The 13,447-nt window shown below is 41.5% G+C and carries 13 protein-coding genes; 3 read left to right on the forward strand and 10 right to left on the reverse strand.

The window, feature by feature from the left end:
• Positions 1-76: 76 nt before the first annotated feature.
• Positions 77-826: a murein L,D-transpeptidase catalytic domain family protein gene (locus tag PIECOFPK_RS13335; RefSeq protein ID WP_409966111.1), complete on the reverse strand. Its 750-nt coding sequence runs from the start codon at positions 824-826 to the stop codon at positions 77-79.
• A 232-nt stretch (positions 827-1,058) separates the two neighbouring features.
• Here PIECOFPK_RS13335 and purE point away from each other — a divergent pair, with 232 nt between their 5' ends.
• The gene (gene purE, locus PIECOFPK_RS13340; protein ID WP_409966112.1) at positions 1,059-1,571 is read left to right on the forward strand and encodes a 5-(carboxyamino)imidazole ribonucleotide mutase; all 513 of its coding nucleotides are present in this window, start codon (positions 1,059-1,061) and stop codon (positions 1,569-1,571) included.
• Here the strand turns inward: purE and bshC are convergent.
• From bshC to PIECOFPK_RS13385, 9 genes are all read right to left on the reverse strand, one after another.
• Entirely contained in the window at positions 1,568-3,175 is a 1,608-nt protein-coding gene (bshC, locus tag PIECOFPK_RS13345; protein ID WP_409966113.1) for a bacillithiol biosynthesis cysteine-adding enzyme BshC, read from the reverse strand. The two genes, purE and bshC, sit on opposite strands and share 4 nt — an antisense overlap.
• A 126-nt stretch (positions 3,176-3,301) precedes the next feature.
• Positions 3,302-3,559, reverse strand: a complete 258-nt coding sequence (locus PIECOFPK_RS13350; RefSeq protein WP_409966114.1) for a GlsB/YeaQ/YmgE family stress response membrane protein — start codon at positions 3,557-3,559, stop codon at positions 3,302-3,304.
• A gap of 112 nt (positions 3,560-3,671) precedes the next feature.
• A complete protein-coding gene (locus PIECOFPK_RS13355) occupies positions 3,672-4,664 on the reverse strand; it encodes a chorismate synthase (RefSeq protein ID WP_330973775.1) in 993 nt (330 codons plus the stop codon).
• 80 nt (positions 4,665-4,744) lie between these two features.
• A complete protein-coding gene (gene aroA / locus PIECOFPK_RS13360; protein WP_409966115.1) occupies positions 4,745-6,106 on the reverse strand; it encodes a 3-phosphoshikimate 1-carboxyvinyltransferase in 1,362 nt (453 codons plus the stop codon).
• 65 nt (positions 6,107-6,171) lie between these two features.
• Entirely contained in the window at positions 6,172-7,191 is a 1,020-nt protein-coding gene (gene aroB, locus PIECOFPK_RS13365) for a 3-dehydroquinate synthase (RefSeq protein WP_409966116.1), read from the reverse strand.
• Between the two features lie 185 nt (positions 7,192-7,376).
• Positions 7,377-8,465 (reverse strand): chorismate mutase, encoded by a 1,089-nt coding sequence (locus tag PIECOFPK_RS13370; RefSeq protein ID WP_330973772.1) that lies wholly within the window; start codon positions 8,463-8,465, stop codon positions 7,377-7,379.
• Positions 8,466-8,573: 108 nt separating this feature from the next.
• Positions 8,574-9,425: a prephenate dehydrogenase gene (locus tag PIECOFPK_RS13375; RefSeq protein WP_330973771.1), complete on the reverse strand. Its 852-nt coding sequence runs from the start codon at positions 9,423-9,425 to the stop codon at positions 8,574-8,576.
• Between the two features lie 62 nt (positions 9,426-9,487).
• Positions 9,488-10,669: a pyridoxal phosphate-dependent aminotransferase gene (locus PIECOFPK_RS13380; protein WP_409966117.1), complete on the reverse strand. Its 1,182-nt coding sequence runs from the start codon at positions 10,667-10,669 to the stop codon at positions 9,488-9,490.
• Entirely contained in the window at positions 10,660-11,553 is an 894-nt protein-coding gene (locus PIECOFPK_RS13385) for a prephenate dehydratase (RefSeq protein ID WP_330973769.1), read from the reverse strand. The genes PIECOFPK_RS13380 and PIECOFPK_RS13385 overlap by 10 nt, the downstream gene beginning before the upstream one ends.
• 301 nt (positions 11,554-11,854) lie before the next feature.
• Here PIECOFPK_RS13385 and PIECOFPK_RS13390 point away from each other — a divergent pair, with 301 nt between their 5' ends.
• The gene (locus tag PIECOFPK_RS13390) at positions 11,855-12,565 is read left to right on the forward strand and encodes a DUF92 domain-containing protein (protein ID WP_330973768.1); all 711 of its coding nucleotides are present in this window, start codon (positions 11,855-11,857) and stop codon (positions 12,563-12,565) included.
• Between the two features lie 79 nt (positions 12,566-12,644).
• Positions 12,645-13,367 carry a DUF4294 domain-containing protein gene (locus PIECOFPK_RS13395; protein WP_409966118.1) on the forward strand — a complete coding sequence of 241 codons (723 nt, stop codon included), beginning with the start codon at positions 12,645-12,647 and terminating at the stop codon, positions 13,365-13,367.
• Positions 13,368-13,447 lie beyond the last annotated feature (80 nt).

A 13,447-nucleotide genomic window follows, 5' to 3' on the forward strand; every position in this document is an offset into this window, starting at 1 on the left:
AAGTATTGTTCACATTCATCATATCAGCAAAGATAGGAGGCAAATAAATTGAACACAAATTTTTTATTAAAGAATCCTAAGCAGGCTCTGCCTCTGGTCTAAAAGGTACTGACGGGCGATACTTTTTGTTATAAACAAAAAAGCAAGAGCCGTTCTTTATCGTTTGAATAATGGGTTTGCTGAGCTCGGCAGGTACAGCAGGGCAGCCTAGACTACGGCCGATATATCCCTGTTCATCAATATAAGACTCGCTCACATATGGAGCTCCATGTACCACAATAGCTCTGCGCATAGCATTATCATTAACACCTTTCTCCAGTCCTTTCAATTTTAAAGAATAGCCTTTACTACCGTAATAGGTAACATCGGTAAGATAAAAGCCTAAGCTACTTTGATGAGACTCTTTCCTGTTGCTAAAGAATTGAGCGATTTCTTTACCGGTATTTTTGCCATGCGCCACCAGTGTATGAAAAAGGATTTTCAAATTACGCACATCAATCACATACATCCTTTTCTTATAACTAGGCTGATCAAAGTCTACCACAGTAAGTATAGAGTCGTTCTGTAGCTGACCTTTTTCCTGTAATTTTTTAAACCCGTATATGGCGTAATGGAAGGCGTCGCGCGACAAACCTTTTTCATCCAGCTCCAGACTATCGTACATCAATTGCACAGCATCATCTTCTGTTTTCTCATTAGAAGCCGGAGCACTTACTGTGCCGATGCCATTATTTTTCTCAGATGCAATAGAAGTAATAGTCCAAGAAACCATCGCAATCACAAAAACACTCAACCCAATAAATAGTAGTAGTTTACTTAGTCGCATATTGTACCCTTTCTCTTTTCTTTTACACAATGCGGCTTATATAAAGCCAATTTTACATGCAATTAGACGCTGATAAAACCTTAACCAAACGCTCATCAATACTGATATATTGTAAAATTTCTTCATTATAAGATATCTTTAACAGTCTTCAATTAGATACATATTAAATTGTTCGTTTATAACTTATGAATAAAAACTTTTGTTACAGACAATTTTATTTGTTCCTTTGTGTATGGCAATAGAAGTAGGAATTATCATGGGCAGCGACAGCGACTTACCGGTAATGCAAGCTGCAGCTGATATTTTAAAGGAATTGGGTGTAGGTTATGAACTTACTGTTGTATCTGCACATCGCACCCCTATTAGAATGGTGGAATATGCCAAAACTGCCAAACAGCGCGGACTAAAAGTGATTATAGCCGGAGCCGGAGGTGCGGCCCATTTACCCGGAATGGTAGCCTCCATTACACCATTACCGGTAATCGGTGTACCGGTAAAATCTAGCAATTCTATTGACGGGTGGGATAGTATATTGTCAATTTTGCAAATGCCTAATGGGGTGCCGGTGGCTACAGTAGCCTTAAATGCAGCAAAAAATGCGGGTATTCTGGCAGCTCAGATTATCGGGACCTATAATGAAACCATCGGCCAAAATGTAGCTGCCTACAAAGCCAAACTGGAGCGTGAAGTGTTGGGTAAAGTGAATAATCTAAAAGAGAAAGGCTACGAAAATAGCTTTGATTAAGCTTCTTCTAATACCACAAACGCCTGCTCAAAAGGGTTGGAGTACTGATAAAGCGTATCGATAAAGTCCGCTCCCCACACTGCGTAATATGGAAGTATATTGTCGATGCGCTCTTGCAAATTATTGTTAGGGAAAAGTGCCTGTTTTAGTTGCGCAATCTGCTGCATAGCATTGGCTTGATTACGCTTCTCTGCCCGAAGGATTTTTTTACCCACTTCTATGATTTTCTTTTCCGACTGCTTGTGCAATGCTTCAATATGAGCTTTCAAAGTAGTATCAACAGTGGCTACCTGATGAGAAAGTTTCTCGAATAAAGTATCTATTGCAGCAATAGAATCGTCCACACTCAGCTTTTTAGCAGAATTTCGCAGCACCCATTCGTTTTGCAACTGCTGTGCATTTTTAAACAAATCCTGTATGGTAAATTGTAATTTTTCTCGCTGCTGTGCATACTTGCCATTTACAATCAAAAATGAGTTGCGCAGTATTAATATGGGATAAGCCACCCCATAATGCTGAAATATAGCTTTCAACTCCAGCCAATAAGCCAGCTCGCCCCCACCCCCCACAAAAATGATATTGGGTAAAATCATCTCCTGGAACAATCCTCGCAAAATCACATTAGGACTAAATCGCTCAGGATGTTTTTCTAATTCCTGCATCAAGCTTGCTTCGGTAAAACTGATATCAGTATCCAATACATGCCATTTGTCATTTCGCTTTTCGATACGCAGGCGGGCACCGTTATCCATCAGATAAAAAAGATTGATATCCCTACCGTGTGCCTGAACTTTATACCCGGCCTCACTCAACTGCTGAATAGTTTTTTCAACAATCTCCGAAGAACGCTGATGCAATAATTCATCTTTAAATATATCTATAGCCGCTGCCTTTAATTGCGCATTGTCGGGAATTACGACAATCAGTCCATATCTGCCAAAAAGATGATGAACAAAACCCAAAGTCGCTTGCTGAATAGAAGTTCCCTTCTGATAATACTTTTTTACCGTATCCATTATCTCTTGCCCGTGAGGTAATACACCTATTTCAGCTTCAATACGCTGCACCAGATGCAATAGCTGTTCATCTACAATCATTCTTCCTACAGCACCGGACTGAGACGTCTGCCAGGCAAGTTTTTCATTATTCAAATAAATATGTCCCAGCTCATCCAAATCGGCATCTTCACTACCCATGTAGTATACAGGAACGAATTTGTATTGGGAATATTTATGATTACAATATTCCGCTAATTTGATAACATGGAGAATTTTATAGATGAAATAAAGCGGACCGGTAAATATATTGGGCTGATGAGCAGTAGTAATGGTAAATGTGTTAGCATCCAGTAGCAACTGAATATTTTCCTGCACTTTATCCGCTGCTTCCAACGATGCATACTGAGTTAATAATGCCTCTGCAAGATGGGCCCTATTGCGATTTTCTAACTCTTTTTTTCTGAGAATAGCAGCTTCAACACTAGTTTCGGATGGGAAATATTCGTAAAAACATCGCAGTTTTTCATCTCCATTAAGGTAATCCGATACTATGCTGGAAAAATAGCCTGTCTGATCGTAAGATATGCTGTGCTTTTGAAAACTCATATCGGTACTTGCCTTAGGAAATGAAAATAGTATAACAGTTGATTTATAAAATAGTTTAGAAAACAAATATCATAAAAAAACCATCCACTTACGGATGGTTTTTTACCAATAATGTCGTTCCAACCCTCAGGTGCGTTTCCTAGTGAGCATTGCATAAAGCCATAGCAGTATTACGGATCCTACTACAGCAAATAAAAATCCTTTAAACCTCCAATTTTCAGTAACGGGTGTACCTAATAAAGTACTAATCCAGCCTCCGAGTAGTGCTCCGGCTATACCGATGATAATAGTGATAATCCAACCGCCCGGGTCTTTACCGGGGTGCAATGCTTTTGCTATGGCACCGGCAATCAATCCAAAAAGGATCCAAGATAAAATGGTCATAGTTCAATGTTTTTGAAATTAATAATATATATACCTATATACTATTAAAAAACATGCCAAAAGCCATTCATATAGAAAAATTTATGCACATGTATGTGCATAGTAACGACCATTACAGTACTCTTGGAATCCTGCCTTCTTGCAGCATTAAATCTGCAAGAACTATAGCTGTAGCTGCTTCTACGATAACCGGGGCTCGAAGTGCCACACATAAATCGTGTCTTCCTTTCACCGAAAAATGTTCCATATTTCCGGTGTCCCAGTTAAGGCTAAACTGCTCTTTTGGGGTAGATGCGGTGGGTTTTACAGCGATTCTAAATACCAGTTCATTACCATTAGTAATTCCGCCCACTATACCGCCGGCATGGTTAGTAGTGGTTCTACCCTCCATATTTTCGATAGGATCATTATGTTGGGAGCCGAACATCCTCGCAGCTGCAAATCCGGAGCCGAACTCAACGCCCTTTACCGCAGGGATGGAAAACATCGCATGTGCTATCAGGGATTCTACCGAATCAAAATGCGGTTCGCCCAAGCCTAACGGCACTCCGTTTACCCTACATTCGATGATACCTCCCACAGAATCTTTGGCATCAATGGCCTTTTGCAACCCTTTTTCAAGATCCGACTCACCGCCTATTTCAATTACTTTTGCTTCAACAGAAATACCTTTCAGCAATTTTTTAGCAATCACGCCCGCTGCTACAATTCCGGTGGTTAGTCGGGCACTAAAATGTCCTCCACCACGGTAGTCCTCATATCCTCCAAACTTTTTATGCGCTACAAAATCTGCATGACCGGGACGGGGAAAACTGCGTTGTTTCTCATAATCGGAACTGCGGGTATTCTTGTTTTCAAAGAATATCATGATGGGAAAACCGGTAGTTTTTCCGTTGAACACACCACTTTTAATGATAGGAATATCATCTTCCTTACGTGGTGTAGCACCTTTTTGGGTACCACCCTTCCGCCGCTCCATATCGGGCAAAAAATCCTCAACAGGAACGTCCAATCCCGCCGGGCAACCATCAATTACCACCCCCACACCATCCCCATGCGATTCGCCGAATATCTGTACCCGAAATAATCTACCAAAACTGTTCATAATACTGTTTATTTTTCAACGATTGAACAAATGGTAGCTTCTTGCTACGCTATTTTATTGTTCCGATTATAATTCATTTCTTAATTGTCTACTAGCGCGCCTTTCCAGTCAATGCCGCCGCTCACTTTCGCCCCTAAAGACTTTATATGATCATAAAAGTCAGGATACGACTTGTTTACTGCAAGCGCCTCCTCGATCGTCGTATCCCCCTCTGCTCTTAATGCAGCTACGGCACAGGCCATGGCGATACGATGGTCATGACGCGAATGTACCAACGCACCTTTCAATCCACTACCGCCGTGAATATGCATGATATCTCCATCTAAGTCCACACGTAATCCCATTTTTCCAAATTCTTCCTGCAAGGTAAGCCCTCTGTTACTTTCCTTGTGCGCCAAACGCGTAACCCCTTTAATACTAGTAACACCGTTACAATAAGCGGCAAGTGCCACTAAAGGAGGGAACAAATCTGGACAATCGGTAGCATCAAACTCAAAACTTTTCAATTCCGATTTATGAAGATGGATACCTTTTGCATCGATAGCCATCCCCGCATTAGCTGCCATTAAAGCTTCTGTTATTTTTTTATCGGCTTGCGTACTAGCCATACTTAATCCTCTTACGGTAATATCGCCTGCAATAGCTCCTGCTACCAACAAAAAGGCTCCACCACTCCAATCACCCTCCACAGTATACGTATTACACTCACGTTCTACATCCGGATGAGGCTTCGAATAATCAAATACAAATTCCTCATAGTTGCGGTTCTCCGGTACACGCAGGCCAAACTTCTTCATCACATCCAGTGTAAGATCGATATAGGGTTTGCTTTTAAGATTGCTAACCTTTATCGAAATTTCTTTCCCCTCGGCAGGATCTATCTGCGCTACGGAATACGCTAGCAGCAATCCGGTTAAGAACTGTGAGCTCAATGAACCGTCGATGGAGATATTTTTGGGCTGTAAGGGCCCCTGTATAATAAGCGGCAGCTTGCCATCGTTTGATTGCACCTGTACACCCAATTGAGGCAGCACTTCATCAAAAAAGTCCATTGGCCTTGTCACCAAGCTACCCTCACCGGTAATGGTAATCTTCTTATTGGTAAGTGCCGCCAGTGGCGTAAACATGCGAATACTTAACCCACTTTCGCCGCAGTTAATGGTAAGCGCTTCACCTGCTTCCTGCTGTTTTGCAACGGTATCCAATACCTTGGCAAATGAAGTGCTATCTACAGTAATTTGTTCATGAGCTTTTTCGATAACGGCTCCTAGGGCTGTAATGATACCCATAGCGGCCTTATCATCATTACTATGACCGGGATTGTATATTATTGAGCGCTTCGCTGCAACTAATGCAGCTGCACACGCGCGCTGCATGGAGCTTTTGGAAGCCGGGGCTAGTATATCGCCTTTTAATTCTGAGGGTGAAATTGTAATCTTCATTCTCCTTTTATTTATTATCGCACTTGTCGATAGTATGACGACGACAGGTAAAGCCGCCGCTTTGTTTATTGTAATTTCTTGATGATGCTTTCCAATCGTTTGAGCGGAATAGGATGTACTACTCCTTTACCGATTTTTTCAAGCAACACAAAATTCATCTCCTTCTGTACACGTTTTTTATCCATCGTCAGCACTTCAAATACCTTAGCGGCATCGAAGTTGATGTGCGTGGGCAGCTGATATTGCGCTATCAGCGAACGAACGCGTTCTTTTCCTGCAAAGCCTTTTAACTGCTGCGCGATATCGCAAGCATACACCATTCCTATAGATACTGCCTCACCATGCATCAGCGCATACTGTGTTTCGATAGCATGACCGATTGTATGGCCAAAATTGAGCAATCGACGATCTCCTTTTTCAAACTCGTCTTTCTGAACCACCTTAATCTTTATAAGCGCATTGCGACGCACCAGATCGGCTAGCAGTGTTTTGTTTTTTTGATAATCGCTCAACTGATGCTGCTCCAGTTCTTTGAACATGGTCGCATCTTTAATGCAAGCATGTTTGATTACTTCTGCAAACCCATTCTGCCACTCCTTCTGAGGTAACGACTGAAGCAGTGCAAGATCGTGCAGAATGAAAGATGGCTGACGAATTACGCCCACCATATTTTTGTACACTCCTACATCAATACCGTTCTTTCCGCCTATGGATGCATCCACCAGCCCCAGTACCGTAGTAGGTACAAATCCAAAGCGGATGCCTCTCATGTACACCGAAGCCACATAACCTGTAAGATCGGTAATCACACCACCGCCTACTCCTACCAGCACCGATTTGCGGTCAGCCTTCGACTGAATTAGTTTTAAAATAATATCGTCTACAGTACTTTGCTTTTTGTGTTCTTCGCCCGCAGGAATCACTATCGTATTCAGCCCTTTGAACTTCTTTTCGTGAGCTTTAAATATATGCTGGTCAGTAATGAAAAAAGTATGCTTTCTATCAATAATCTTACCCAACTCTTTTAAAGAGCTGTTGAAGTAAAAGTCGGTAGCAGCGTTGGAGAATTTATAAGTCTGAACCAAATTCTATCGTTTTATCGATTCTAAGAAGAGGTAATAATATCGCTCATTGTAAAAAGTCAGCAAACAGAATCTTGTAAGATGGAACACACCCGATAGCTACATAGTAGGAAATACCTGTATGCTACTTCCTACCATGTAGGCCTTTACGGGTAGCGCTTATTTCGCACTCAGCAATTCAATCAGACTTAAGCATCCATTATTTTTTTCTGATGATTGATGCTTTCCAGATGCACGGCATCTAAGAACTTGCTCAGAAAATCGCGGCTAAGACCTAAGTTTTCACCACGTGAAATAGTTTTTTCCATCACTTCTTGCCAACGATTGGGCTGCAAAATAGTAATGTTATTTTCTTTTTTGTACTGTCCTATCTGATCCGCAATTTTCATGCGTTGTGCAAGAATTTGCAGTATCTCATCATCCAGATGGTTGATTTGCTGACGCAGCTTTTCCAGTGCCTGATGATAATCCTTATTATCTACATCCTCTTTTCTCCAAATGATGGTTTCCAGCATTTCTTTCAGACGGGCAGGAGTTACCTGTTGTTTAGCATCACTCCATGCATTGTCTGGATCAATATGGCTTTCAATCATCAATCCATCGTAATCCAGGTCTATGGCCTTCTGTGCTACTTCGAGCAACGTATCTCTTTTACCGCAGATATGTGAAGGGTCGTTAATAATAGGTAATTCAGGGTATCTCAATTTCATTTCGATGGCCAGATGCCACATCGGTGCATTGCGGAATTGTGTATTTCCGTAAGAAGAAAATCCGCGGTGAATCAATCCCAATTTTTTGATACCTGCACGAGCAATACGCTCTACACCACCACTCCACAATTCCAGATCAGGGTTAATGGGGTTTTTCACTAACACAGGTACGTCTACACCACGCAGGGCATCAGCCACTTCCTGTACACTGAAAGGATTTACGGTAGTGCGTGCACCAATCCATAATACATCTACATCAAAAGTAAGTGCATCCTGTACTTGCTTGGCAGTAGCTACCTCTACAGCTGTAGGTAAGCCTGTAAGCTCTTTTGCTTTTTGTAACCAAGGTAGCCCTTTGGTACCGATTCCTTCAAACATACCTGGTTTAGTACGCGGTTTCCAGATTCCGGCACGCAACATATTTACCTTTCCAGTTGCAGCCAGCTGTTGTGCCGTTTCCAAAACCTGCTCTTCCGTTTCGGCGCTACAGGGACCGCTAATAATTAAAGGACGCGTGCCCCATAATTCCTGAATTTTCTCTTTTGCTGATAATTGCTGAGTGCTCATGCGAAATAATTATTGATGTTATTTAATAACCGTAAGCTTTTGTTCAAACTTTTTAAAAAATATTCAAAATCCGTTTGATACTTATACAAACTCCGGCAAATTTAATTTTTATTTTATGATTCGTCTGATTTTATTCGCCTCTACGATTAACGATCGTAAGTTTTCCTGATCACTGTTGGCGATATAATTTTTAAACTTCACCAGCTGGTCGATATGCTCCGTGAGTACATCTAAAATATTGTCTTTATTCTGAAGGAATATCGGCACCCACATCGCCGGACTACTTTTGGCCAATCGCACCGTGCTTTCAAAACCTGCTGAAGCGATCTGAAAAATAGCGCTTTCCACTTTTTCCTTTTCCAATACAGTATTAGCTAGTGCAAAAGAAGTAATATGTGATATATGGCTCACATAGGCCACGTGCAAATCATGCGCCCGGGCATCCATCTCCACCAGCTTCATTCCTATTTTAGTGTACATTTTCTCTACCCACTCTACCGCATCGGGATCGCTGTCTTTCTTATTACAAAGAATCACAGCCTTTCCTTCAAAAGCACCACGCACTGCAGCTTTGGGGCCACTGTACTCCGTACCCCACATAGGGTGAGTAGCTACATACCGACCTCTCTTGGGGTGCTTCTGAACCGCAGCGATGATATCCGCCTTTGTAGAGCCCATATCCAGCACGATCTGGTCGGTAACTTTATCCAGAATTCTGGGTAATAAATCCACTTGTACATTTACGGGGACCGCCAGAAAAATCACTTCTGCTTCCTTAATAGCTTCATCCAAGGGCAATATTTCATCTACCAACTCCGCTTCCAGAGCTTCTTCGGCATGCTGCGGGTTGTTCTCCACACCAATCAATTTGGAGGACAACTTTTTCTCATGTAGCTGCAATGCCATCGAACCTCCGATAAGCCCTACTCCTATTATTGCTATTTTTTTACGTTTATTCATTTTACTTTAGCTATTTGTTCTATGAAGTGGGCGCAAACCACTACTATTCTATTATTGCTGTCTTATGATATCAGGCTTTGTTGTATTCTGCTGATAGCTTGCTCAAATCGAGCTATTGAACCGCAAAGGCTGATTCTAATGTACTGCTCTCCACCACTGCCGAAAATACCTCCAGGTGTAATGAATACATTGGCTTTATACAATACATCATCCACCACCTTATAACAGTTGTCATATTTCTCGGGAATACGTGCCCATACAAACATACCTACCTGATCTTTGGAATAAGTGCATTCTAGTATATCCAGCAATTGAAACACTTTCTCCCTACGCTCACGATATACTTTATTTACTTCATCATGCCATTCCTTTCCCAATGTTAATGCTTTTGCGGCAGCCAGTTGTAGTGGCAGGAACATACCGCTGTCCATATTGCTTTTAAACCGCAGCACTTCGTTAATGCGTGCTTCCGCACCACACAATACACCCACACGCCATCCAGCCATATTATGTGATTTACTCAGCGAATTGAGTTCAATCACCACATCTTTAGCACCCGCTACACTTAATAAACTTATAGGCTCATCATTCAGGATAAAGCTGTAAGGATTATCATGCACCACCAAAAGCTGATGTTTTTTTGCAAATGCCACCAACGCTTCAAATACCTTCCTATCGGGACGCTGACCGGTGGGCATCTGCGGATAGTTTACAAAAAACAATTTCACACTGCCTTTACCATTATTGTTGTATTCGGTAATTTGTTTTTCGATCGCCGCAAAATCAGGTTGATAATGATGTTCCTCTTTCAGATCATAATCGATACAAGTGCTTCCGGCAATAGTGACATTGCTTCTGTAAGTAGGATATCCCGGATTGGGTACCAGCGCCGCATCTCCCTCATTCAAATAAGTCATGCAGATGTGCATAATACCTTCCTTACTACCAATGAGAGGTAGGACTTCTGTATCCGGATGCAACGTCACACCGTACCATTGCTGATACCAGTCGGCAAACGCTTTCCGCAATACCGGACTACCCTTATAACTTTGATAACCGTGTACATTGGGTTTCTGGGCCTCTTCGTACAATACTTTTACCACATCAGGATGTGGAGGTAAATCAGGACTCCCGATACCCAGATTGATAATATCTTTTCCTTGTTTATTCAGGTCGTCAATTTCTCTTAACTTCTTTGAGAAATAATATTCGCCTACACCTTTTAATCTGTTGGCTACTTCCATATACCTTTTTTATAAATACCGTAAATCTTGATACCCTCTGTCAGCGGCGTAATTTTTTCGATAACTCTATGAAATGTTTTAATGTTGTCGAATTCCATATCGGCGTGAAACTGATACTTGAAATCCGAACCCGGAATGGGGAAGCTCTGCAGCTTAGAGAGGTTTACTTTATGAATGGCAATCACACCCAACACTCTGGCTAATGCTCCCTCTTTATGTATAGTTTTAAAATTAATCGAAGCTTTGTTGCCAATCTGCTCTTCTTTCACATCTTCCGGTCTCTTCAATACCAGAAAGCGGGTATAGTTCTTTTTTAAAGTCTGAATTTTAGGAGCTAACACCTTCAAGTCGTAAATCTCAGCGGCCAATGTACTAGCTATTGCTGCAATATGCTTGCTTTTATATTGTGCAATATGCTTAGCGCTTAAGGCTGTATCTTCCGTTTCTACCAGTTTCCACTTATACTGATCGAGAAATTCATAACACTGTTGCAAGGCCATAGTGTGCGAATGCACTTCCTTAATATCTTCCAGTTCTACTCCGTGATTCACCAGCAAATTTTGATGAATCTGCATATAAATTTCACCCACTATTTTCAATCCGCTAGATTGCAACAAATTGTAGTTGGGCAAAATGCTGCCGGCAATGGAGTTTTCAATCGCCATGATACAGCCGTCGGTTCTGCTCTTATCCTTAGCGGCCGCAATCACTTCTTTAAAAGTAGCGCAGCATTCTACTGTGACATGTTTGCCAAAATAGTATTGTGCGGCTTGTTGATGAAAACATCCTTCATAACCCTGAATGGCAATATGAGGTGCAACCTCTTCCGTCAGTGAAGGGGCATCTCCTTCTTTACTTTTAGATTCCTCTTTCTTACTGGTCATCTTATGTTATTTATTTGCTTTCAGTGAACCCCTTCTCGGAAATACTTCTGGGAGAGGTATCAAAAAAATCCCGGCCTTGGGAGCCGGGATTCATTTATACCTTCACTATTATTATCCTAGTTGAGTCGAACTACAGCAATCCCGGCTTCATTTTTTTGGTAAAAAAGAAGTAAAAATAAAACCCGGTAAAAAATTGCTTTGTTCTCATGGAGTGCAAATTTAATTCATAAAATGTAATCACCAAATATATTTTTGTGCAATCTTGTAAAATAAAAACCGCCCGTTTTATAAAGATATACAGATGAATAGCGCCCATATCATATTCGCTATAATAGTGGTAGCCGGCATGCTGCTGAGTGTACAACTTCGCAAACTCACTATTGCAGCGGCTTTGATGGGCGGCATTTTGAGTACCCTCATTTATATCACCTGTGGTGTTGTCGGTGTGATACTGATGGCCGCTTTTTTTATAATGGGTGTATTGGTTACTTCCTGGAAAATGGAGCTTAAACAGCAGGCGGGCTTGGCCGAAAAAGACAAGGGACGCCGCAAAAGTGGACAGGTATTTGCCAACGCAGGAGCGGCTGCAATTATCGGGATGCTTTCGCTGCTATTTCCAAAATCGCACCTCAATACACCGCTTTTGGTTGCAGCATGTTTTGCTGCCGCCACAGCCGATACCTTTTCTTCAGAACTGGGAAATGTATACGGCAAGCGCTTCTTTCATATTCTCAGTTTTCAACCAGCGAAAAAAGGAGGCAACGGCATTATTAGCCGTGAGGGTACGTTATGGGGAATAGTAGGCAGTACTCTCATTGCCCTAATTTACGGCATATTCTATGGGGTGAGTTTTGACTTGTTGATAATTATTATAGCCGGAACAGCAGGCAACATCATGGATTCGCTACTAGGAGCCGCATATGAAGACAAAGGTTATCTTACCAACAATATGGTAAATTTTCTCAATACCGTTACGGCCGTCCTTATCGCCACACTGTTGCAACGATTGTAATGACTATTAAGATTTCCTTATCAATTCATTAAAATGAGTATAAATAAAAATGCAGTAAATTGCTATTTAACCTAGTGCTTTGAGTACCCTTCGCAAACATATCGCTAGTTTAGTAAGTGTTGCCTTCGCACTTCTGAGCACTTTAATCAGCAATGCTCAAACAAGTGTCGATCCCTCGCGCATTCCTCCACGGCCCAGCATGGAAGAGATTATGAAAGACTGGGGGCCTTATGATACCATTGTGGTAGGTGCCATTTGGTACGGTACCGACTATGATTCTTTTAAAATAATGCCTTATGCCGAGGAGGAAAATGTATGGATCTCCAAGTTACCGCCAGCCAAACTGGAACAGGTAAAGCGAGAGTATAATCGCCTTAGAAATGCAGTATATGTATGCTATCCCTATGCACGCATAGCCGGCAATATTATCAATCAAATCAATAAGGAATTGGAAACTGCCGGTAATAAGAAAGACCGGAAAGCAATTATAAAATCCCGAGAAAAAGAGCTCAAACAGAAATTTGCCGAACCGCTGAGTAACTTATCGGTATACCAAGGGAAAGTACTAATGAAGCTTATTAACCGACAAACCGGCAACAATTGTTACGAAATATTGAAAGAGTATAAGGGTAGTTTGAATGCTCGACTGTATCAGACAATAGCCTTCTTTTACGGCGGCAATCTCAAACAGGAATATAATCTCAAAGAAAGTTTCGACAGAGAAATCGAAAATTTTGTGCGCGAAATAGATGCTAGCTGGTACAATAATCCTTACAGAAACCCTTCTTATATCTATCGCTAAGGAGCACTTTAGCCCCTATTTTCTTGCAGATAGTGCTACAAAAGCTTTTTCCTATATTTAAAATTTTTCATAATACCTTT

This window comes from Chitinophagaceae bacterium C216 (genome assembly GCA_028485475.2).
In the GTDB taxonomy this organism is placed as follows: Bacteria; Bacteroidota; Bacteroidia; order Chitinophagales; family Chitinophagaceae; genus Niabella; species Niabella composti.